We start from the raw sequence: 22,316 nt of genomic DNA on the forward strand, positions 1-22,316 counted from the left end.
GACCACGGGCCCGACGCCGGCCCCCCATCCGTACGTGACGCAGGTGACCGAGCTGTGGCGCGGCTTCTACGGGCCGCCGCCCCTGGACGGGCCGCCCGACCCCGGCATGGCCGTGGACCGCTCGACCCGCAAGGCCATGGTGCTGGAGCGGTGCACGGGCGCCCTGCCGGCCACCACCCGCGTCTACTGCGGCCTGGTCCCGGACGCCATGGACGCGTATCTGGGCAGCGAGCACTGGCACGGGCGGCGAGCGCAGGAGGGATCCCTCTTCCCCGAGGCCGCCTCCACGGTCACCACGTTCGCGGCCTTCCTGGAGGAGGCGTGGCTGCCGACGGCCGATCCCTGGGCGCGGCAGATCGCGCGGTACGAGTGCGACGTGCTGTGGGGTGCCGCGGCGGGGCCCACGGCGGCGGCACAGCGGGCGGGGGTCCGGCTGCCGGAGGGCGCGTGGGTCGCCGGGTGCGTCTTCGACGTGCCCGAGTACGCGGTCCGGCTGCGCGAGGCCTGCGCCTCCTATCCCTGGCCGGACGCGGTGCGCCACACCCGCCCGCGGGCCCGCCCGTTCGCGACCCTCACCCTGCGCACGCCCACCGGGCTGCGCCGCACGCATCTGCGGGACGCCGTCTGCGAGGCGCTGCGCCCGCTGTGGGACGAGGAGGCGGGCCCGGTCGACACGGACGGCAAGGCCGTGACGGCCGCCCTGGGACGAGGACTGGTGGTGCCATGCGTACGGTGAGCGAGGCCGCTCCGCCCGGGGCGCGGCCCCTGGTGGGCTTCAGCTGGGACATGACCTCCGAGCACGAGCGGCTGGCGCCGTTCGCCGAGCGGCTGGCGGGCGAGGACCGGGCGTTCATGGTGGGGCCCTACGCACGGGACGCCGCCACGGTCGACGAGGCCGTGCGGTTCTGTGAACAGCACGGCCTCGTACCGCTGTTGCACACCCTCGACCTCGATCTGTGCGGCCTCGACCCCGTCGACGACGAGCTGGTGAAGCAGCTCGGGGACGCGGTGCGCAGGCTGGGCGTCTCCTGGGTGACCACCGATCTGGCGATGTGGACCAAGGACGGTGAGTCCTTGGTCGAGGCCCTGGTCCCGATGCCGTGGATCGAGGACTCCGTCGACTACGTGGTCCCCCGTGTCGAGCGGATGCAGGAGCTGCTGGGCGTGCGGGTCGCGGTGGAGAACTCCGCCTACGCCTATGTCGTAGGCGACGCCAATCCGTTCGCGCTCCAGTCGGAGATCGCCCGGCGGGCCGACGCCTTCATGGTCTACGACGTCGGCCACCATCTGATCGCCTCCGAGGTCAGCGGCATCGCCACCGACGTGCTGATGCCGGACGACTTCGCGTGGGACCGGGTCGTCGAAGGGCATCTGTCGGGGGTGACGGTGCTGGCCGCCCATGACGGGGTGACCGCGGACGACCAGCACGCCGCGCCGATCCGTGAGGAACTGTGGCTGCTGGCGCGGCGTCATCTGCCGGCGGCGACGGGGCTGCGCGCCATGGTGGCCGAGTCGGAGGGCATCCGCGGGGAGGACCTGGTGACCAAGGTCGGCCGGATGGCCGCCGAGGTGCGGATCTGGCGCGGGGAGGACCGATGACGGGAGTCGTTCCCCCGCACACCGGGGGCGAGAGCGTGTACGAACGGGCCGTGCGCGGTGTGTGGGCGGCCCTGTACGACACCGAGGACACCACCGCAGTGCCGTCCGAGGTGCGCAACGCGGCGGGCTTCCGGCTGGAGCGGGCCCGGCGGCTGGCGGCCGTCGCCGCGACGGTGACCGCGCGGCTGCCCACCGCCGGCTTCCTCTATCTCGCCGGGGAGGGCACACCGGGCATCGGGCGGTTCGTGGCGAGTGACGCCTGGCGGGCGCGCGAGCGGGAGCCGGGCGAGGACTTCCCGCCGGGCCCGAGCACGGCCCGCGCCTTCGCGGAGTATCTGGAGAAGGGGTGGCCCGAGGGCCGCCCCGGCTGGCAGTGGGAGCTGGCGTCGGCCGACACCGACCTGGCCTACCGCCCGCCGGTGCCCTCGCCCGCGGCCCGCCGGGCCGGGCTGGCGCCCGCCCCCGCCACCCGGCTGCGGATCAGCCCGTACGACACCGCCGACTTCGCCCGTCGGACGGCCCTGAAGAAGCAGCGGATGCCGTGGGACCTGGTCCTCGACACGGTGCGCCCGGTGGAGCGCCGCACCGCGATCCTGGTCCCGGGCACCGGGCCCGGCGCGGGGCGCCCGCTGGTCCTGCACGACGAGGAGGCGGCGGCGCTCGCCTGGCTCACCGAAGCCCCGCGCGAGCACGCGCGCGTGCCGGCCGGGGAACCGGGCGAGGAGCTGCTGCGCCGGCTGGTCGAGGTGGGCGCGCTGGTGCGGGACGGGGGCACCGGGTGACGCAGGCCCCGGTGCGGGCGGATGACGAGGCGGTGGTGGAGCGGGCGATCGAGCTGCTGCGCGCCGCCGACCTCGGCCTGCCCGGCCTGGACGAGAACGGCAGACGGCTCGCGGCGCTGCTGCGCTCCGTCGCGGGCGGCCCGGCACCCGCGGAGCCGCCGGGCACCGTGCCCGCCCCGCAAGCCCCGCACGTCCAGAACGTCACGAGCGTCACGCGGGCCACGGAGGAACTGCCGGGCGTGGTGCGGGAGTGGGCGCGGGCCATGGGCGTCACGGAGGCCGCCTTTCGCGCGGACCGCAGGGCCTTCCTCCGCGGCGACCTGGCCGGTGTCGAGCTCTGCCCGCGCGCGCTGGTGCGGGCCGCCGTGCCCCGGCTGCGGGGCCTGGCCGCCCTGCCCGAGGGCCACCGGCTGTCGCTCGTGTGGACCCGGGACCGGCCCTCGGTCACCTTCCCCGTCCGGATCCCCGGCCGGTCGGCGGTGGCACTGCCCGACCGCCCGGCTCCCCTGTGCGCCCAGTACGTCCACCACGAACTGGGCCACGCCATGGAACTGGCCTGGCGCTCCCCCGGCCTGCCGCTGGCCGAACGCTGGCGCCGCCCGCCCGTGATCGCCGAGTGGGGCGCGCTCGTCGTGGAGAGCCTCGGCCTGTCGGCCGCCTGGCTGGTCTCGCTCGGCGTCCCGGCGGACACCGCGGAGCGGGTCGCGGCCCACTGCCGCTACGAGGACCGCTACACCCGGGCGCTGGCCGCTCTGATCCTGCGCTGTGCCGCCCGCCCCGAACGGCTGGAGGAGGAAGTGGCCCGGACCGCGGGCGACTTGATCGACCCGGGGCACGTGCGGGAGGAGACGGAGCGGGCCGGGTACTGGAGCGCGGTCTTCGAGGGGCACGCCCTGGCCGACCGTACGGTGGCCGGGTTCGCCGAGCGGTGGGGCGCGCGCTGGTGGGAGGAGGCGGGCAGCTGGCGGGAGTTGCGCGAGCAGCTGACGGCGGGGCCCGCCGGGCGGTCGCCGAACGGCCCGGCGCCGAACGGCCCGGCGCGGTGAGCGAGAGCGCCGGGCGCTCCCGGTTCCAGCCGGTCATCGACCGCACCCACTGCCCGTACGCCCGTGCCTCCACCTGGCCGGTCTCCGAACCCGCCCATGACGAGTTGCCCGTGGAGGACCACCTCGAACGGGCCCTGCCGCGCTTCCGGCAGGCCCTGCGGCTGGTGGCCGCGGGTGAGGCCGACGGATTCGTGCTGGACCTCCCGGCGCGGCTCGGGGCGGACGTGGCGACGCTGCGGGCGTCGTCGCTGACGGTACTGACGTGGTTCGCCGGCCGTTCGACGAGCCCGTCGCACGTCACCATGGCCGATCTGGAGGACCCCGCATGGTGGTTCCCCTTCGACGGCCACCGGCTGTTCACTGTTGCCTTCGGCCCGTGTTTCGGGCCGGACCACACCCGTTACGCGTTCGAGGCGGAGGGATTCTTCCTGTTGTTCCAACACGAGTCGGCGTTCTCCCGCAGACACCCAGAGGGCATTCCCATGCAGGTACGGGACCGGATCCGGCACGCCTTCGAGGAGGCGGGGCGGCCGTACCGCTATGACATGGGCGTCGTCCCCGTGCTGCGCCCCGGGGACGACGAGCGGTGAAGGGCGGCCCGACGACGCCGGACGGCACCGCGCGGCGCGCGACGGTGCGGCTGTATCTGCTGCTGACCGGACTCGACTTCTTCGGCGACATGTGTCTGACGGTCACGTCGGTGCTGCTGCTCGGCGAGCGCGGTCTGAGCAGCAGCACCATCATCTGGCTCATCGCCTCGGTGTGGCTGCTGGAGGCCCTGCTGGAGGTGCCGACGGGGGTCTTCGCGGACGCCATCGGTCGCCGTGCCTCCGTCGTGGTGGGTTTCGCCGTGCGGGCGGTCGGCTACGGCATGCTGTTCTTCTCCGCCGACCCCGCGGTGGCGGTGGCCGGAACGCTGATCGCGGCCGTCGGCACGCCGTTCGCCTCGGGCAGCCTGGACGCCTGGGCCGTCGACCGCCTCCAGCGGGAGGACCCCTCGGCGAACCTCGACGCGCTCTTCGCCCGGGGCCGGATGGCCGAGAACGCCGGCATCGTGACCGGCACCGTCGCCGGGGCCGCGGCCGGGCAGCTCCTGGGACTGGCCGTGCCGCAGCTGCTGGCCGGGGCCGCCTGTCTGGCCGGGGCCGTGTGCACGACCGTGCTGCTGCGCGGCCGCACACCGGTGGCGGACGGCGCCGGAGCCGGGGCGGACCGGGCGGGTGTGCGCCGCGAGCTGGCCGCCGCCTCGCTGGAGGCCCTGCGGGGCTGCCGCCGGGCGCTGGGCACCGACCGCGTCCTGACCGGTCTGCTGCTGTGCGCGGCCGCACTGTGCCTCTTCCGGGGGCTGCCGGGCGTGCAGTGGACCGTCCACTTCGACGTCCTCACCGGCGGCTCGCTGATCGCCCTGGCCGCGGCCCGGTGCACCGGCGACCTGTTGCAGATCCCGCTGCTGGAGGTCGTCGCCCGGAAGGTGCGTCAGGACCCGGGCGCGCGGGCCCGGATCATCGTGCTGGCCGCCGTGGCCGCCGGGCTGTTCCTCGGCGGCTCGGCCCTCGCGTCCTCCGGCTGGGTCGGCGTCCCGCTGTACATCGGCTTCGTGATGGCGGCCGGTCTGTGCATGCCCGGCCTCAAGGCCGCTCTCAACGAGCGGGTGCCCGCCCGGTCGCGCGCCACCATGCTGTCCGCGGGCGGGTTGTTCAACTCCCTCGCCACCGGCCTCGGTCTCTATGTGATGGGCGGGCTCGGCATCGGCCTCGCGGACGTCACCGGGGTGTGGACCACCGCGGCCGCCGGTACGACACTGTTCGGGGCAGCGGCCGCCTGGTTCTGTGTCCGGTCCCTGCGTACGCCGCCCGTGAGCGCGGCAGTCGATTCCCCCGCGGTGGGGGGAGCCTCCGAGGAGGCCGAGGAGGATGGTGCCCGTGTCCCCTGAGCCGGACCCCGAGCCACCGGCCGCGGAGTCCTTCGCCCCCGACCCCGGCGCGGTGCGGCGCGGCGAGCTGATCCGGCCCGCTCCCGTCGTCTTCCGCGACGGTGACGGTGACGACGAGGGTGACGACGGCGACGGCGGTACCGAGCTCGGCGCGGTCTTCCGCCCCTATCTGCGCGACTACATCGGTGACTCCATCGGACGCTCGGGCCCCTCGAATGCCATCTGCCCCTTCGTCCGGGGGGCGTTGCGGGCCGGCGTCATGCACTACGCGGAGCTGCGCGTGGCCGGGCACACGGCGCCGCGCGCGGTGGCCCGGGCGCTGGTCGGCTATCTGGCGTGGTTCGACCGGGCCTCCCAGCGGGAATCGCCCGAGCACCCGGGGCTGGTCGTGGCCTTCCCCGGCCCGCCCGCACCGCTGCTGCCGGTGGTGGCCGCCGCGCACCGTGCGGTGCTGCCCGCGGTGTACGCGCGGGGGTGCACGGCGGCGCTCTTCCACGAGGACCCCGCCGAGCCCGACGACCCCCACCACCCCGAGCCCCGCTACTTCACCGCGCCCGCCCCCTTCTACGTGCTGCGCAGGATCATCCCCGCCGACCTCCAACTGTCCTTGCGGGTGCGGCAGATGTTCCCGGCGTACCACCGGCTGCACGCGGCGGAGGCGCGCCGTACGAGACTGCGGACGAAGGAAGCCGCCGAGCGGTGGAACCAGGCGTGCCGTGAGCACGGGCTGACCCCCTGAGCGACGCGGAAGCCGCGGCGCTGCTGTCGGTCCCGGCTGGGACGACGCACCCGGCGGGCTACGCGCGGAACGGGCCCGTCACCTCGTAGGTGATGCCGCCGGAGGAGCTTCCCGTCGTGCCCCGCTGGCTGGAGAAGTACAGCCGTCTGCCGTCCGGCGAGAAGGCCGGCCCGGTGATCTCGGAGCCGGACTGGCCGTCGATCCGCAGGAAGGGGGTGACGATGTCGTCCGGGGTGATGAGGCAGATCTCCATGGTGCCGCCGTCCTCGGCGACGAAGAGGTCGCCGGAGGACGTGCCGGTGACGTTGTCCACTCCGGTGAGCGGTGCGCTGCCGCTCACCAGCGAGTCGTCGTAGGCGAGTTCGATGGTTCCGGCCGCCGCGTTGTACTGCCAGACACGGTTGTCGCCCTTGGTGGTGAACCAGCAGGTGTCGTCGGCGTAGTAGCAGCCTTCGCCGCCGTTGAAGCGCTTGGCCCCGGCGACCTGGTTGCGGGTGGCCGTGCGGGCGCCGGACGGGTCGGGGACGGCCCCCCAGGTGACGGGCCCCGAGGTCCCGGAGCCCATGGTGAGCACCTCGAGCTTCCCGGCCGAGAGATCACCCCAGGTGGTGGGGGTGAAGCGGTAGAAGCAACCGTCGGTGACGTCCTCGGTCAGATAGACGACCTTGCGGACCGGGTCGGCGGCGGCCGCTTCGTGCTTGAAGCGGCCCATCGCGTCGCGCCGCACCGCCGCCTTCACGCCCCACGGGTCGGTCTCGTAGACGTAGCCGCGGTCGACCTCCTCGCAGGACAGCCAGGTGTTCCACGGCGTCCTGCCGCCCGCGCAGTTCTGGCGGGTGCCGGAGAGCACGCGGTACGCCGCGACGACGGTTCCGGCGGCATCGAAGCGCAGCGCGCTCGCTCCTCCGGAGGGGTTGATCTCCGAGTTGGAGACGTAGATCCAGCCGGTGCCGTCGGCGTAACAGGCGCCGCCGTCCGGGGCGTTGTGCCAGGTGTAGGAGGTGCCGGAGACCTTCTGTCCGGACCGGGCGACGATCCGGGCACTGAAACCCTTCGGCAGCCGGAGACCATTGCCGTCGGCGGCGCCGAGCGGTCCGTAGGGTCCGGCGCCCGGCTGGGCCGGGCTCGCGTAGGCGGCGCTCCACAGTGAGCCGCCGAGGGCGGCGGCCGAGGTGCCGACGACGGCCGCGCGCAGGAAGGTGCGACGTTCCACGGTCACTCCAGGGGACTTGGGGGGTGCCTCGTCACCGACCGGCGGCGAGGCCTGGTCTCCCGGACCATAAAAGCGCAGAGTTGACAGTACATCAACAAGAAGTGAACTGAGGTGATCAATTGCGTCGGCGCACGGGAATCCCCCTGTTCCGGATCCCGCATATCCGGAACAGGGGGATGAACGCCAAGGCTCTGGGCCGTCAGTGCCCGTCGTGCGCGCTGTTCCCGGAACCGTTGCCCGTGAGGATCGGGATCTCGTCCAGGATGTGCGACAGCTGGTCGTCCCCGTCGCTGATCGTGGAGTTGTCGGTGCACTGCTGCTGCTGCTGCGAGGTGAGGATCGGGATGTCCTGGACACCGATGTTGAGCAGCGCGATGAGGGACTGGACACCGATCTTGCCGATACCCAGGCACGGCTTGTTGAGCGTGCCCTGGATCAGGCTCATCTGCGGGCTCTGCTTGCCGCCGGTCTTGGTGTTGCCGTAACCGGTCTTCGCGGCGTTGCCATTGGCGACGTCACCGTTGTCGTTGCCGATCGCCATCGCGGGAGCGGTGATGGCGCCGACCGCGGAAACCGTCATCGCGGTCGTGGCGAGTACCTTCTTGAGCACGTCCATGCCTTTCGATCGATTAGCGCCCCTCACAAGGAAGCGACCTGAGTAACTCCGGTCGATTTAAGAAGTTCCGGACATTCACTCATTTGAGCCAGCCGGACCATGGGCGACACCATCGAAAGGCAACCGTCAAAGGGCCACCGACCGCCCGGGAGACAGGGCGGGCCATTGCGCACGCACGCGCGGCGCACTTCCGGGGCGGCCAATGGGGTGACGGCGCCCGGGCGTTTCGGATTCGGCTGGTAGCGTGCTGCGCGCAGCGGTGCCTCCGCAGCCGTCAGCCCGCCCGGACATTGCCCCCACAAGAGCGTCCGGGCGGGCTTTTGAACAGCCTCAAGGGCTACTTGACGCGGCCGTACCAGACACTGTTCGTCCAGATCTTCTCCAGCCGCACGGACTTGCCCGGCTTCGGAGAGTGCCAGATCTGATTCTTCCCGGCGTAGATCCCCACGTGGTAGACGTTGCTGCCCGAGTGGAAGAACACCAGGTCGCCCGGCTGTCGTGAGCCGGCCGAAAGGTGCCTGGTCTTGTTGTACTGCGAAGCCGCGGTGCGCGGCAGCGCCTTACCCGCCTTCTTGAAGGCGTACAGCGTCAGGCCCGAGCAGTCGAAACGGTTCGGACCGGTGGCGCCGTACTGATACGGCGACCCCTTCTTGGAGGCCGCGATCTGCAGCGCCTTCGTTCCCGGAGTCGCCGCCTGTGCGTCGGTTGCCAGTGTCGGGATCAGCATCGACGCGGTGACGGTGGCTGCGGTCAGAACCGATGCGGTTCCGGCCCGGGAAAGCAGTGCGGGTATGCCAGGGAACGCAGACATGCCAAAGCCCTTCGTCATCCGCCTACGAAAGGTGACCTGTCGGGTTCGGGCTGACAAAGTTGCCCGGCCACATACGTGGCTTCACCCCAAGAACCACTGCCATCGTGGTTCGTCGTGCTTGGGTCTCCCGCTCCTGCCGATCCTTGATCTGAATCTGCACCCGGACGGCGGCAGGACTCGGCGTCCGCCCGGGTCGCCCGCCTCTGTGACGGGTTCTTGTGTTCGAGCAGAGATCCTGCATCATCGACCGCTCAAAATCAGAGCCCAAACGGCCTTCTGTGAACTTGTTCACTTCGCGTCGACTCGAGGAACCGGCGGCTGATTTCGCCCCGCCCGAACCTCCGTCAACAGCCCCCGCACAGCGGAAATCAGTGTCGGGCGGAGCCTGAAAGCGGCTGGATATCAAGGGAGTTACCGGCGGTCGCGGCCGAATCCCGTCGAGCACCGGAAGAACGGCCCGGGGTGCACACCCGGCGGTTCCGCCGGCCACCCCGCCCGACGACTGAATGGCAGCCTCCGCATTATCCGCGACCAGGGCGGACTGACGGGTGATGAGCGACCGCAACCCCTCGCGTTCGACGGCGACGACGGCGGATCCTTCGCGCGACCCAAAGTGTGGACGGCTCCCCACTTAGTGCTACGGTCGGTCCGTCAACTGGGGGCCCATCCCCACTTGGGCTCCGGTCATGCCCCGGAGACGACGAAGGGAACGCTTGTGTCCACGCCAACGCTCGAGGACCTCACGCCCGCCGGCACGGACTTCGCCAAGGACCCGCATCCGCTCTACGCGAGCCTGCGGGAGCGGGGGCCCGTCCATCGGGTGCGGACCCCCGACGGGCGCGAGTCCTGGCTGATCGTCGGCAACGACGAGGCCCGGGCCGCCCTGACGGACCCCCGGCTGCGCAACGACATCCGCTACTCGCCGGACTGGGAGGACGACGGCGGCTACGCGATCGGGCTGAACATGCTCCAGGTCGACCCGCCGCACCACACGCGCCTGCGCAAGTTCGTCGCCAAGGAGTTCACCCCGCGCCGCATCGAGGAGCTGCGCCCGCGCATCTCGCGGTGGACCGGCGAACTCCTGGACGCGATGCTGCCGCTCGGCCGCGCCGACCTCGTGGAGTCCTTCGCGCTGCCACTGCCGCTGACGGTCATCTGTGAGCTGCTCGGGGTGCCCGTCGGCGACCGCGCGGCGTTCCGTGAGTGGTCCAACGAGGTCGTCCTCCCCAGCAGCCCGGAAGCCGCCGGTGCCGCGGCCCAGGCGATGACCGCGTACTTCGTCTCGCTCATCGAGGCCAAGCGGCAGTCGCCCGGCGACGATCTCCTCAGTGCCCTGACCACCGCCACGGACGACGACGGCGACCGGCTCTCACCCGACGAACTGCTGGGCATGGCCTTCGTCCTGCTCGTCGCCGGCCACGAGACCACCGTCAACCTCATCTCCAGCGGCGTCCACGAGCTGCTGCGCCACCCCGACCAGCTGGCGGCACTGCGCGCCGACTGGTCCCTGCTCGACGGCGCGATCGAGGAGATGCTCCGCTACGGCTGCCCGGTGGAGCGGTGCGCCTTCCGCTACACCGCCGAGCCGGTGGAGATCGGCGGCACCACCGTCCCCGCCAGGGAACCGGTGATCGTCGTGCTCGCCGCGGCGGCCCGCGATCCCCGGCACTTCCCCGACCCCGACCGCTTCGACATCCGCCGCGAGGCCCGTGGGCACCTCGCCTTCGGTCACGGTGTCCACCACTGCATCGGCGCCCCGCTCGCCCGGATGGAGGCGGCCATCGCCCTCAAGGCGCTGCTGGAGCGCTGCCCGGACCTCGCCTTCGACGTCGACCCCGCCGCGCTTTCCTGGCGGCCCAGCATGGCGCTGCGCGGGCTGCTCGCCCTGCCGGTGAGGTTCACACCGCAGCGGTAGCGCGCGGCTTTCCGGGGCGGACGTACGGGTGGCCCGAACCCGTCGGAGACCGACGGGTTCGGGCCACTGTCGTGACGGGCGGGCAGCCAGGCACGCCCGACCTGAAATGACCGCACTCTTGCTCGATCACGCTCTCTTATGCCGCTTCCACCGGCTCCGAGGAGAGCGAAGTCGGCTCGAAGTCACGCATCGTGCGCAGCGGCGAGCACAGCAGCACCAGCGGGGCGAGCACCAGTCCGGCCGCGAAGATCCACAGCGTCTCCCGGACGCCGATGAGCGCGCCGAGGGCACCCGCCAGCAGACCGCTCAGCGGGAGGACGCCCTGGACCAGGAAGCGCATGGTGGCCGTCATCCGGCCGAGCAGGTGCGGCGGGCACTCCGTCTGGCGGTACGTCACCTGGCAGATGTTGTAGAGGGTGATGCCGGCCGACTGGACCACCGCGCCGAGGATGAACAGCCCGATCCGCCAGTCCTTCTCCGCCAGCGGCAGCAGCAGTCCGAACGGCGCGGTGGCGAGCAGGGACAGCCAGGTGAGCCGGGCCGCGCCGATGGCCTTGGAGAGCCGGCCGACGACGAGCGCGCCGAGCATCGCACCGATCGTGGACACGGCGAGCACCCAGCCGACCGCCGCGGCCGGCAGTCCGACGGTCCGGCTCAGGAAGAGGACCTCGAGGGTGATGGTCGCGCTGAGGAAGAGGTTGGTCGCCGCGGTGTTGAGGGCGATGAGCCGCAGGGTCCGGTGGCCCAGGACGTAGGACAGGCCCTCGCGGATGTCCGTGAGCAGCCCGCCCTTGCGGGCGGCGGCGGGCTGCTCCTCGCGGGCGCCGATGCGGCCGAGGAGGATCACGGAGGCCAGCGAGGTGACGGCCTGGCCGGCTATCGTCCCGGCCGCGCCGAAGGCCTGGACCATGAATCCGGCGATGCCGGGGCCGCCGAGCTCGGCGGCGGAACGGACCGTCTCCAGCTTGGAGTTCCCGTTGATCAGCTCGGAGTCCCCGACCAGCGTGGGCAGATAGCTCTGGTCCGCGACATCGCCGAAGAGCCGGGCGCAGCCCATCAGCAGTGCCACGGTGTAGAGCAGGGGCATGGAGTGCAGGTCCAGCAGATACGCGAGGGGGACGGCGGTGAACAGCACGACGCGCACCGCGTCCGCGGCGATCATCACGTTGCGGCGGCGCATCCGGTCGACCCATGCCCCGGCGGGCAGTCCGAGCACCAGCGCGGCCGCCTGTTCCGCGGCGGCCAGCAGGCCGACCTCCCAGGGCGAGGCGTGCAGGGTGAGCACGGCCATCAGCGGGAGCGCGACGTAGGTGATGCTGCTGCCCAGTTCATTGCAGATGTGGGAGGACATGAACAGCCGGAAGTCGCGGCGGCGCCGGCGGTCGGGCGCGGCGAGTTCCGCGGTGGAGACGGACACCTGGGTTTTCCTTAACTGTGGGTCGTCGGTCTAGCGGGACGAGGCGGTGGCGAGCGGCCGGTCCGCTGTCCGCGCGGGATCCGGCAGGGCGCGCGGGTCGAGCTTGCCGCCGGGGGTGCGCGGCAGTTCGGCCAGCACGACGACATGGGACGGTACGAGGTAGCCGGGCACTCTGTCACCGAGGAATCGGCGGATGTCGTCGGGCTCCACGGTCGTGCCGGGGGCGGCCACGACGTAGGCGGCCAGCTGCGGTTCGTCCCGGTCGCGCAGGGCGCGGGCCACCACCTCCTCGACCGCGGGGTGCGCCGCGACGGCCGCTTCGACCTCCTTGAGCTCCACCCGGTGCCCGCGGATCTTGACCTGGTCGTCGGAGCGGCCGAGGAACGCGAGCGTCCCGTCGGCGCCGCGCCGGACGCGGTCCCCGGTCCGGTACATGCGCGCGCCGTGCTCGGTGGTGAAGGGGTCGGCGACGAACCGCTCGGCCGTCGGGCCCGGCCGGCCGTGGTAGCCGCGGGCCAGGCAGCCGCCCCCGATGTACAGCTCGCCGGCCACGTCCGGGGCGGCCTCGCGCAGTTCGCCGTCCAGGACGTAGGCGCGGGCACCCGGCAGCGGTACGCCGATGGGGATCACCTCGTCGCCCGGGCGCCCGGCGAGTGCCGCGGGGTGCGGCTCGTAGGTGGTGGCGGTGATCGTCGTCTCGGTCAGCCCGTAGGAGCTGATGACCGGGGGGCCGCCGGCGGCGAACCAGCGGACCAGGTCGGCGATCCGGCCGGCGTCGCTGCCGATCACCACCTGGCGCAGCGCCCGGGGCAGGGGCCGGGGGCGCCGCTCGACGTCCCGGGCCCACTGCGCCCAGTAGGGGGTGGGCAGGTTGACGAGCGTGACGCGGTGGTCGGCGAGGAACGGCTCCAGTTCGGCGGGCGAGAGGACGTTGTCCTCGACGAACACGGCGGCGCCGCCGGTGCACCAGGTGGGTACGGCCTCCTCCAGTGACACGTCGAAGGCGGGGGCCGCGAACTGCAGCACCCGGTCGTCGGCCGTCAGGGCGTACCGTCCGGCGAGCGCCGTGGCCTGGTGGGTGAGGGCGGCGTGGGTGACGGCGACGGGCTTGGGCGTGCCGGTCGAGCCGGAGGTGAAGAGGACGTAGGCAAGCAAGCCCGGCGCGATGTCCGCGACGGGGCCGCCGTCGGCTCCCGCGCCGGTGGCCGCTTCGTCGGTGGCGGCCCAGAACAGCTCGGTGCCGCAGCGGGTGCGCAGCCCGGTGGCGTCGGCGCGGGAGGGGACGACGGCGTGCCGGGCGCGGGCCGCGGCGACGAGGGTGCGCAGCCGTTCGTCGGGGGCGTCGAGGTCGACGGGCAGCAGGGCGGCTCCGGTGTACCAGATGCCGAGCAGGCCGACGGCCCAGTGGGCGCCTCGGCGTACGCCGAGGACGACGGTGTCCTCGGGACCGGCTCCGGCGCTGCGCAGGTCGCGTGCCAGGGCGCGGGCGCGCCGGTCGAGTTGGCGGTAGGTCAGTTCCTGGCCGGGGCCGCTGACGGCGATCGCGTCGGGGGTCCGGGCCGCCTGCCGCGCGATGCGCAGCGGGACGGGGGCGTCCGTCCGGGTCATGGGGGCTCCTCTCGAAGGGCGGGGTGCGGCGGGTCAGCCGGTCGCTGTCAGCCGGTCGCGGTCTGCCGGGCGCGCGGGCGCAGGGCCGGGCGGGCGGGTGCGGGGGTGGCCGTGGCGAGCCGTGCCACGACGCCGGCCGGGGTGGGCGTCTCGAACAGGTCCCGGATGCTGACCTCGGCGCCGAGGGCGGTGCGGATCCGGCCGACGAGGCGGGTGGCGAGGATCGAGTGGCCGCCGTGGGTGAAGAAGTCGTCGTCGAGGCCGGCTTCGGGGAGGCCGAGGACCTCGGCGAAGATCGCGCAGACGGCCCGCTCGCGCTCGGTGCCCGGGGCCCGGCCCACGGTCCGGTGGACCGTCTCGGGGGCGGGCAGGGCCTTGCGGTCGAGCTTGCCGTTGGTGGTGAGGGGGAACGTCGCCAGCTGCAGGAACAGGGACGGGACCATGTAGTTCGGCAGTGCGGCGCCGAGCGCGGACCGGACCTCCCCGGGCGTGGCGGCGCCGGTGAAGTAGGAGATCAGGCGCTGCCCGCCGGCGCCGTCGCGGTCCACGGCGACGACGGCCTCGGTGACGCCGTCCACGGCGCGCAGGGCGGTCTCGACCTCGCCGAGCTCGATGCGGTTGCCGCGGATCTTGACCTGATGGTCCTGGCGGCCGAGGAAGTCGAGCTGGCCGTCGGCGCGCAGCCGCGCCAGGTCGCCGGTGCGGTACATCCGCGCACCGGGCTCGGTGGCGAAGGGGTCGGGGACGTAGCGCTCGGCCGTGCGGCGCGGGTCGCCGAGGTAGCCGGGTCCCACACCGGTGCCGGCGATGAACAGCTCACCCGGGACGCCGGGCGGCACGGGCGCGAGGCCCTGGTCGAGGATGTAGAGCCGGTTGTTGCGCAGCGGCCTGCCCACCGGCAGCCGTCCCTGGTCGAGTTGGGCGGTGACGTCGTGGGTGATGAAGGCGTGGGTGTTGTCGTCGGAGCACTCGGTGAGGCCGTAGGCGTTGATGATGGCCGCCGACGGGTAGCGGGCGTACCAGCGCTCGCACAGCTCGGGGGGCAGCACCTCGCCGTTGACGATGAACCAGCGCAGCGCGGGCAGTGCGGGCGCGGGCGTGCCGCCGTCCCACAGGTCCACGGCGGCGCGGACGAAGGAGGGGACGGTCTCCAGCACGGTGATGCCGGTGCGCGTGGCCTCGTCGAAGAGCGCGGCGGCGTCGCGGGCCACGTCGCGGCCGACGAGGTGGACCCGACCGCCGACGATCAGCGGGGCGAGCATCTGCCAGACGGAGATGTCGAAGGTGAGCGGGGCGTTCATCACCACGCGGTCCGTGGCGGCCAGCCGCAGGTCCTCGATCTTGGCGAGCAGGTGGTTGTTCATGCCGCGGCGGTGGACCATGGCGCCCTTGGGCTTGCCGGTGGAGCCGGAGGTGAAGCAGACGTAGGCCAGCGCGTCGCGGCCCCCGGCGAGGGGCGGGCGCTGCCCGGACTCCTCGGTGTCGTCGAGGGTGAGGACCCGGACGGTGCCGCCGGTGGCGGCGGCGATCTCGTCGGCGCGCGGGCGCCGGCCGGGGGCGGCGAGCAGCCAGCCCACTCCCCCGGCGGCGAGCAGGTCGCTGGTGCGGCCCACGGGGCCTTCGGGGTCCAGGGGGATGTATGCCGCGCCGGCGCCGAGGATGCCGAGCAGGGCGACGGGGACCCGGGCGGTGGGTTCGGACAGCACGGCGACCAGGGAGCCCGCCCCGGCGCCGGCGGCCAGCAGCCGGTGGCTGAGCGCGTCCGCCCGGGCGACGAGCCGCCCGTAGGTGAGCTCTTCGGCGGCGTCCGTGACGGCGACGGCGTCCGGAGTGCGCTCGGCGACGGCCCGGACCCGCTCGACGAGTTCGGTGTAGTCCTCCTCCCGGTCGGTGTCGTTCCACTCCACCAGGACCCGGTGCCGTTCGGCGGGTGAGAGGGTGTCCAGCCGGCCCACGGTCAGGCCGGGGTCGGCGGCCACGGCGTCGAGGATCCGGACCAGGCGGGCCAGCATGGCGTCCGCCTCGTCCCGGTCGAAGACGTCCGGGCGGTAGTCGACCTGGAGGCACAGCCGCGGCCCGGGAATGGCGGTCAGGGTGAGCGCGTAGTGCGCGGCGTCGTAGGGGTCGACGCCGGTGACGCGCAGTTCACCGTCGGAGAGCGCGGCCAGGCCCGCCGGGTCGACGGGGTAGTTCTGGAAGGCCACGCAGGAGTCGAAGAGTTCACCGGCCCCGGCCAGCCGCTGGATCTCGACGAGGTCGAGGTGGTGGTGGTCGATGAGCCGGGCCTGCTCCTCCTGGAGGCGGCCGAAGAGGCCGGTCAGCGGCTCGGAGCGGTCGATGCGTACCCGGACGGGGACGGTGTTGATGAGCAGCCCCACGATGTCGGCGACGCCGGGCAGTTCCGGTGCGCGGCCGCTGACGATGGCGCCGAAGACGACGTCGTCGGAGCGGGTGCGCTGGCCGAGGAGCACCGCCCAGGCGCCCTGGATCATGATGCTGAGGGTGAGCCGGTGGCCGCGGGCGAGTTCGGTGAGGCGGGCGGTGGCGGACTCGGTCAGCTCGGTCTCCACCCGGTCCGGCAGCCCGCCGCCCGGGCCGGTGGCCGTCGGCGCGGTGCGGCTGCCGCCGGCCAGGCCCGACAGGGCCCGGCCCCAGGCCTCGCGCGCCGCCTCGCGGTCGCGGTCGCCCAGCCAGCTGAGGAAGGACGCGTAGGGCGTGGCCGCGGGCAGCGGGTCGTGGCCGGGTGCCGCGTGGTAGAGGGCGAGCATCTCGCGGACGAGGACCGGCCAGGACCAGCCGTCCATGAGGATGTGGTGGTACGTCAGGAGCAGCCGGTGCCGGCCGGGGCCGGTGCGGATCAGGGTGAAGCGCAGCAGGGGGGCGCGGGTCAGGTCGAAGCGGCGCCTGCGGTCCTCGTCCAGCAGCCGGTCGGTGGCGGCCTCGCGCGCGGCCTCGTCCAGGCCGGTGAGGTCGGCCTCCTCCCACGGCACGCGCACGCCCTTCTGGACGACCTGCGCGGGGTCGCCGTTGGAGCGGCGGAGGAACCCGGCGCGGAGGTTGGCGTGGCGTTCCACGATCGCGTCGGCCGCCTGCCGCAGCCGGGCGGCGTCGAGCGGGCCGTCGAGGTGGAGGGCCAACTGTGCTACGTAGACGTCGAGTTCGCTCTCGTCGTACTGGGCGTGGAAGAGGATGCCGGCCTGGAGGGGGGCGAGCGGCAGGACGTCCTCGATGCGGGACTGGCTCACAGCGGGTGTTCCTTCGAAGTCGGGTGGGGTGGCGGTGGCGGTGGGGCGGTCAGAGCGGCCGGTGGCGGCGGGCGCGCCGGACGACCGGGGGTTCCCCGTCGTCCGTGCCGGTGGTGCCCGTGTCGAGGAGGGCGGCCAGTTCGGCGATCGTGGGTCCGGCGAAGAACTGCCGGACGCTCACCACCGCGCCGAGCGTGGAGCGGATGTCCGACAGCAGTTGGGCGGCCAGCAGGGAGTGCCCGCCGAGGTCGAAGAAGTTCTCGCGGGTGCCCACGCGGTCACGGCCGAGCACGCGCTGCCAGATCTCGCACAGGGCCCGCTCCGCCGCGGTCTCCGGCGCGGTGCGGTCTCCGGCGGCCGTGACCGGGTCCGGGGCGGGCAGCGCCCGCAGGTCGACCTTCCCGTTGGGGGTCACGGGGAAGCCGTCGAGGACGACGAGGGCGGCGGGGACCATGTAGTCGGGCAGTTCCCGGGCCAGGTGGTCGCGGAGTTCGCCCGGTGTGGGCGCGGGCTGTCCGTCGGCGGGTACGGCGTAGCCGGCCAGCGCACGGCCCGCGCCGGAGCCGGTCACCGTGACGGCGGCCTGGCCGACGCGGGGGTGGGCGGCGAGGGCCGCCTCGACCTCGCCGGGCTCGATGCGGAAGCCGCGGATCTTGACCTGGCGGTCCGCGCGGCCGAGGTATTCCACCTGGCCGTGCGCGTTCCACCGGGCGCGGTCGCCGGTCCGGTACATCCGCTCCCCCGCCGGGCCGAACGGGCAGGCGACGAAGCGTTCCGCGGTCAGGGCGGGGCGGTTCAGATAGCCGCGGGCGAGGCCCGATCCGGCGAGGTACAGCTCGCCGGTCACGCCGGGGGGCACGGGGGTGAGGCGGTCGTCGAGGACGTAGGCGCGGGTGCCGTCCAGGGGCCGGCCGATCGGCACCTGGTCCGCGGCGACCTCGTGGCCGGGGCGCAGGGCGAAGGTCGCGGCGAAGGTGGTGGTCTCGGTGGGCCCGTAGGCGTTGGTCACCGTGGTGTCCGGGCAGGCGGCCAGCACCCGGCGGACCATCGGCGGCGAGGCGGCCTCGCCGCCGGTCATGACCTCGCGCAGCGAGGCCAGTCGCGGCAGGCACCGGTCGGCCAGCACGTTGAACAGGGCGGCGGTCAGGAAGGTGCCGGTGACACGCTGGTCGGCCATGACGCGGGCCAGCTCGTCCACATCGAGCTCGCCGGGCGGGGCCACGACGACGACGCCGCCGGTCAGCAGGGGCACCCACATCTCGTAGGTGGAGGCGTCGAAGGCGTGCGGCGAGCGGAACAGCACCCGCTCGTGCGCGCCACCGCGCCAGCGCCGGTCCAGGGCGAGGGCGGCCACCTCGCGGTGCGGGACGGCGACGCCCTTGGGGACACCGGTGGACCCGGAGGTGTACATGACGTAGGCGAGGGCGTCGGGGTGGCCGGCGACGGCCGGTGCCCCGGCGGGCGCGGGCAGCGGATCGGCCTCGTCGCCCAGCCGCAGGGTGTGCCGGACGGCGGGCCGCCGGTCGGGGTCCGCGTCGGTCACCAGGACGGCCGCCCCGGTGTCGGCGACGATGGCGGCGGTCCGGGCGTGCGGGGCCCGGGCGTCGAGGGGGACGTACGCGCCTCCGGCCTTCAGGATGCCCAGGCAGGCCGCGATCAGCTCGACGGAGCGCTCCATGAGGACGGCGACGGCATCGCCCGGCCGCACCCCGAGGGCGGTGAGCCGGTGGGCGATCCGTGTGGCGCGCTCGTCGAGTTCGCCGTAGGTGACCTCCCGCGCGCCGCTGACGGCGGCGGTCCGGTCCGGGTGGGCGCGGACCCGCTCGGCGAAGAGGCCGTGCACGGTGTGCGCGCCGGCCTCGGGCGCCCGGCCCTGCCAGCCTTCGAGGACGTCGTGGCGTTCGGCGGGGTAGAGGACGTCGAGCCGGCCGATGGGGGCGGCGGGGTCGCGGACGACCGCGCGCAGGACGCGGACGAGGCGGTCGAGCATCCGCCGGGCGGTGTCCTCGTCGAAGAGGTCGGTGGCGTACTCCAGGGCGAGGCCGATGCCGGCGGGGGCGCCGGTGGCCGCGTCGGTGTGCTCGTCGACCTCCAGGGTCAGGTCGAACTTGGCGGTGCCGGTGCGGACGGGCTCGATCACCAGGCCCAGTCCGGGGAACCGGGGGTTCGACCCGCCGGTGCTCTGGGCGGCGACGGCGACCTGGAACAGCGGGTGCCGGGACGCGGAGCGGGCCGGGTTGAGCTCCTCCACGAGGGCCTCGAAGGGGACGTCCTGGTGGGCGTGGGCCTCCAGGACGGCGTCGCGGACCCGGTCGAGCAGCGTCTCGAAGGACGGGTCGCCGCTGGTGTCGGCGCGGACGACGAGGGTGTTGACGAAGAAGCCGACCAGGTCCTGGAGGGCTTCGTCGTCCCGGCCGTCCATGGGGCAGCCGAGCGGCAGGTCCGTGCCCGCGCCGAGCCGGGTGAGCAGCGCGGCGAACGCGGCCTGCACGGCCATGAAGGGGGTGGCCCGCCGGTCGCGGGCGAGGGCCGCCAGGGCGGTGTGCGACGGGGCGTCGAGGTCGGCGTGGACGACCGCGCCCCGGTGGGTGGCCAGCGCCGGCCGGGGCCGGTCGGTGGGCAGCGTCAGCTCCGCGGGCAGCTCCGCGAGGACCTTGGACCAGTGGCCCAGCTGCCGGGAGACGAGGCTCGCGGGGTCGCCCGCGTCGCCCAGCAGATCCCGCTGCCACAGAGCGAAGTCCGGGTACTGCACGGGGAGTTCGGGCCACTGGGGTTCGGTGTGCGCGAGCCGGGCGGCGTAGGCGGTGGCGAGGTCGCGTACGAGCAGTTCCAGCGACCGGCCGTCGCCCGCGATGTGGTGCAGGACGAGCAGGAGGTAGTGGTCGTCAGCGCCGTGGACGAGGAGGTCGGCGCGGAGCGGTGGTTCGGTGGCGAGGTCGAAGGTGTGCCGGGCCGCGGCCCGTACGCGCTCTGGGCGCGCGCCGGCGGGGCAGTGGGTCACGGTCCAGGCCGGCGGTGCCTGGGCGGGATCGAGGACGAGCTGGTGGGGGCGCCCCTCGTGGTCGGGGTAGACGGTGCGCAGCGCCTCGTGCCGGGCGCTGACGTCGGCGAGCGCGGTGCGCAGCGCCTCGGCGTCGAGGGTGCCGCGCAGTCGCAGGCCGACGGGGATGTTGTAGAGCGCGCCGTCGCCCGTGCGGTCGAGGAACCACAGCCGCTGCTGGGCGTGGGACAGAGGGATCACAGCAACTCCCCGAGCTGGGATGCGAAGTCGTCGAGATCGGCCTGGCTGATCTCGGAGTGGGACACGTCGGAGGGGGTCAGGCCACCGGCGCCGGGCAGTTCGGTGTGCGCGACGATGGCGGTCAGCATGGCGAACCACTCGTCGGCCAGGGCCTTGACCCGGTCGGCCGGGTAGGCGTCGCGGTCCCAGGTCCAGGTGGCGCTGAGGGTCAGTCCGCCGGGGCCTTCGTGGGCGGCGGAGTTGACCTCGACGGCATGGGCCATGGGCAGGCCGTCGTCGGCGTCGTCGAGGGCGAAGTCGTGCCCGGGGGCGGCCGCCCAGTCGGCGGTGTCGCCCATCGGGAACCGGCCCAGGTAGTTGAACCCGATCTCCGGGATGCCCGGCCCGGCGAGGCCGGGGCCGGTGCGGGAGTTGAGGTGGCGCAGCATGCCGAAGCCGATGCCGTGGTCGGGCACGGCCCGCAGGCCCTCCTTGACCAGCCGCAGGGCGGTGCCGACGGTGTGCCCGCCGGAGCGGGCGTCGGCGAGGTCCGGGCTGCCGAGTGCGAAGCGGACGGGATAGACGGTGGTGAACCAGCCGACGGTGCGGGACAGGTCCAGGCCGTCCACGATGTCCTCGCGGCCGTGGCCCTCGATGTCGACGAGGACCGCGCCCGTCCCGTCGCTCCCCTCGTCGCCGCGCCAGCCGAGCACGGCGAGCGCCAGACCGGTCAGCAGGACGTCGTTGACGGTGCCGTTGACGAGCGCGGGGGCGGCGGTGAGCAGCGGGCCGGTGATCTCCGGGGGGAGGGTGAGGGTGTGCCGGCACTCCTTCGTCTCGGGGCCGGGGGCGCGGGTCGATACGCCGCCGAGCGGTGCCGGGTTGGTGCGCAGGGTGCGCTGCCAGGCGTCGGCCTCCGCCATCCGGCGGCCGTGGGCGGCCTCGGTGAGCAGCACGCTCGACCAGTGGAGGAAGGGGGTGGGCGCCGGGTCGAGCACGGGCTCGCCGCCCCGGGACAGCGTCTGCCAGCCGGTGCGCAGGTCGTCCTGGAGGATGCGCCAGGAGACCCCGTCGACGGCCAGGTGGTGGACGAGGAGCGCAAGGCGTCCTTGCCGGTCGGGCCCCCGGTCGAGGAGGACGGCGCGGAGCATGACCCCGTCCCGCGGTGACAGCAGTCGCCGGGCGTGGCGGATCCGGTCCCGGGTGAGTGCGGGCAGGGCGTCGTCGGCGAGGTCGGTCGCGTCGAGGCTTTCGATCAGGCCGGCCGCGCGGACGCCGCCGGGCGGCTCGACGACCGGCTCCCACACCGGCGCGTCGGTGCCGGCGGGCAGGCGCAGCCGGAGCGCGTCGTGGGTGTCGAGCAGGGCCTGGAGGAGCGTCTCGGCGGCCCGGGGGTCCAGGCCCGGGGGTGTGCGGAGCACGAGCGACTGGTGGTAGGTGTCGACCGGGCCGCCCAGTTCGCGGAGCCAGTGCATGATCGGGGTGGGGTGGAGGGTGCCGGTGCGGCGCGGGGGGACGCGCGGGGCGGTGCTCTCCGGTTCGCGGGCGGCGGCGGCCAGCGCGCGGACGGTGTCCTTGCGCAGGACGTCGCGGGTGCTGACAACGACCCCGGCCAGCCGGGCGCGGCTGACCACCTGGATGGCCAGGATGCTGTCGCCGCCCAGGCCGATGAAGCTCTCGTCGGGGCCGACCCGCGGGACGCCCAGGACGTCCGCGAACAGCGCGCACAGCAGCTCTTCGTGGCCGGCCCGCACGGGCGTGGCGCCCCGGCGCGGTGTGTCAAACATGGTGGATCTCCTCGGGCTCGCCGGTCACCGTCGTCACGGACGCGGGTCGCCCATGGCGGCCGCGAGGCTCGCGGGGCGCATGTCCGTCCAGTGCGCTTCGACGTAGTCGAGGCAGCCCTGCCGGGTGTCCTCGCCGTGGACCCTCGTCCAGCCGGCGGGCACGGGGTTGGTGGCGGGCCACAGGGAGTGCTGGTTCTCGTCGTTCTTCAGCACGAGGTAGGTGGCGGCGTCGTTCTCGAAGGGGTTGCTCATGGTGGGTCACCTCGGTGGTGGTGGGGGTGGGGACCGCCGCCCGGACGGGCGGCGGCGGGGGAGGAAAAGCCCGTCCGGCGATTGAGGACGCGCCCGCAGGGCGCCCGCCGCCGCAGGCGGCAAGACGGCCCGC

The 22,316-nt window shown here is 73.9% G+C and carries 17 protein-coding genes and 1 riboswitch; of the genes, 8 read left to right on the top strand and 9 right to left on the bottom strand.

The genetic code is table 11. The annotated features are described in order from the left end of the window. Nucleotides 1-34 precede the first annotated feature (34 nt). Genes JO379_RS03900 through JO379_RS03930 form a run of 7 tightly spaced genes read left to right on the top strand, consistent with a single transcriptional unit; the run spans nt 35 to nt 6,099 of the window. Complete coding sequence (locus JO379_RS03900; RefSeq protein ID WP_209513899.1) at nt 35-736, top strand: hypothetical protein; 702 nt, start codon at nt 35-37, stop codon at nt 734-736. Next, nucleotides 724-1,599 (top strand): multinuclear nonheme iron-dependent oxidase, encoded by an 876-nt coding sequence (locus JO379_RS03905; protein WP_130880829.1) that lies wholly within the window; start codon nt 724-726, stop codon nt 1,597-1,599. Before JO379_RS03900 ends, JO379_RS03905 begins: the two co-directional genes overlap by 13 nt. Continuing rightward, on the top strand, nt 1,596-2,381 hold the full coding sequence (locus JO379_RS03910; protein ID WP_209513901.1) for a hypothetical protein: 786 nt from the start codon (nt 1,596-1,598) through the stop codon (nt 2,379-2,381). Before JO379_RS03905 ends, JO379_RS03910 begins: the two co-directional genes overlap by 4 nt. Continuing rightward, the gene (locus tag JO379_RS03915; protein WP_209513902.1) at nt 2,378-3,427 is read left to right on the top strand and encodes a hypothetical protein; all 1,050 of its coding nucleotides are present in this window, start codon (nt 2,378-2,380) and stop codon (nt 3,425-3,427) included. Before JO379_RS03910 ends, JO379_RS03915 begins: the two co-directional genes overlap by 4 nt. Next, nucleotides 3,424-4,017 (top strand): YqcI/YcgG family protein, encoded by a 594-nt coding sequence (locus JO379_RS03920; protein WP_130880826.1) that lies wholly within the window; start codon nt 3,424-3,426, stop codon nt 4,015-4,017. The genes JO379_RS03915 and JO379_RS03920 overlap by 4 nt, the downstream gene beginning before the upstream one ends. Continuing rightward, nucleotides 4,014-5,360: an MFS transporter gene (locus tag JO379_RS03925; protein WP_130880825.1), complete on the top strand. Its 1,347-nt coding sequence runs from the start codon at nt 4,014-4,016 to the stop codon at nt 5,358-5,360. Before JO379_RS03920 ends, JO379_RS03925 begins: the two co-directional genes overlap by 4 nt. After that, on the top strand, nt 5,350-6,099 hold the full coding sequence (locus tag JO379_RS03930) for a DUF6875 domain-containing protein (protein ID WP_130880824.1): 750 nt from the start codon (nt 5,350-5,352) through the stop codon (nt 6,097-6,099). Before JO379_RS03925 ends, JO379_RS03930 begins: the two co-directional genes overlap by 11 nt. A gap of 58 nt (nt 6,100-6,157) precedes the next feature. On the opposite strand, the gene JO379_RS03935 is transcribed toward JO379_RS03930, so the two are convergent. The 3 genes from JO379_RS03935 to JO379_RS03945 all read right to left on the bottom strand — a co-directional run bounded on the left by JO379_RS03935 (nt 6,158) and on the right by JO379_RS03945 (nt 8,739). Beyond that, nucleotides 6,158-7,312: an alkaline phosphatase PhoX gene (locus JO379_RS03935; protein WP_130880823.1), complete on the bottom strand. Its 1,155-nt coding sequence runs from the start codon at nt 7,310-7,312 to the stop codon at nt 6,158-6,160. A gap of 199 nt (nt 7,313-7,511) precedes the next feature. Next, nucleotides 7,512-7,922: a rodlin gene (locus JO379_RS03940; protein WP_130880822.1), complete on the bottom strand. Its 411-nt coding sequence runs from the start codon at nt 7,920-7,922 to the stop codon at nt 7,512-7,514. A gap of 343 nt (nt 7,923-8,265) precedes the next feature. Continuing rightward, nucleotides 8,266-8,739, bottom strand: a complete 474-nt coding sequence (locus JO379_RS03945) for a C40 family peptidase (protein WP_130880869.1) — start codon at nt 8,737-8,739, stop codon at nt 8,266-8,268. Nucleotides 8,740-8,743: 4 nt separating this feature from the next. Next, a riboswitch (cyclic di-AMP (ydaO/yuaA leader) is annotated at nt 8,744-8,908 on the bottom strand. A 546-nt stretch (nt 8,909-9,454) separates the two neighbouring features. Between JO379_RS03945 and JO379_RS03950 the strand changes: the two genes are divergently transcribed. Next, nucleotides 9,455-10,654 carry a cytochrome P450 family protein gene (locus tag JO379_RS03950; protein ID WP_130880821.1) on the top strand — a complete coding sequence of 400 codons (1,200 nt, stop codon included), beginning with the start codon at nt 9,455-9,457 and terminating at the stop codon, nt 10,652-10,654. 136 nt (nt 10,655-10,790) lie between these two features. Here the strand turns inward: JO379_RS03950 and JO379_RS03955 are convergent, their stop codons facing one another. From JO379_RS03955 to JO379_RS03980, 6 genes are read right to left on the bottom strand one after another with little or no spacing between them, the layout of a single operon-like run. Continuing rightward, complete coding sequence (locus tag JO379_RS03955; protein ID WP_207304018.1) at nt 10,791-12,071, bottom strand: MFS transporter; 1,281 nt, start codon at nt 12,069-12,071, stop codon at nt 10,791-10,793. A gap of 30 nt (nt 12,072-12,101) precedes the next feature. Next, nucleotides 12,102-13,679 (bottom strand): amino acid adenylation domain-containing protein, encoded by a 1,578-nt coding sequence (locus JO379_RS03960; protein WP_209513903.1) that lies wholly within the window; start codon nt 13,677-13,679, stop codon nt 12,102-12,104. 47 nt (nt 13,680-13,726) lie between these two features. Further along, nucleotides 13,727-16,924 (bottom strand): non-ribosomal peptide synthetase, encoded by a 3,198-nt coding sequence (locus JO379_RS03965; protein WP_130880819.1) that lies wholly within the window; start codon nt 16,922-16,924, stop codon nt 13,727-13,729. A gap of 49 nt (nt 16,925-16,973) precedes the next feature. Then, nucleotides 16,974-20,165 (bottom strand): non-ribosomal peptide synthetase, encoded by a 3,192-nt coding sequence (locus JO379_RS03970; RefSeq protein ID WP_209513904.1) that lies wholly within the window; start codon nt 20,163-20,165, stop codon nt 16,974-16,976. After that, nucleotides 20,162-21,931, bottom strand: coding sequence for a condensation domain-containing protein (locus tag JO379_RS03975; protein ID WP_209513905.1), 1,770 nt, complete (start codon nt 21,929-21,931; stop codon nt 20,162-20,164). The genes JO379_RS03970 and JO379_RS03975 overlap by 4 nt, the downstream gene beginning before the upstream one ends. Before the next feature lie 33 nt (nt 21,932-21,964). Further along, on the bottom strand, nt 21,965-22,183 hold the full coding sequence (locus JO379_RS03980) for an MbtH family protein (RefSeq protein ID WP_130880816.1): 219 nt from the start codon (nt 22,181-22,183) through the stop codon (nt 21,965-21,967). Nucleotides 22,184-22,316 lie beyond the last annotated feature (133 nt).

The sequence above is a fragment of the Streptomyces syringium genome (assembly GCF_017876625.1).
GTDB lineage: Bacteria > Actinomycetota > Actinomycetes > Streptomycetales > Streptomycetaceae > Streptomyces > Streptomyces syringius.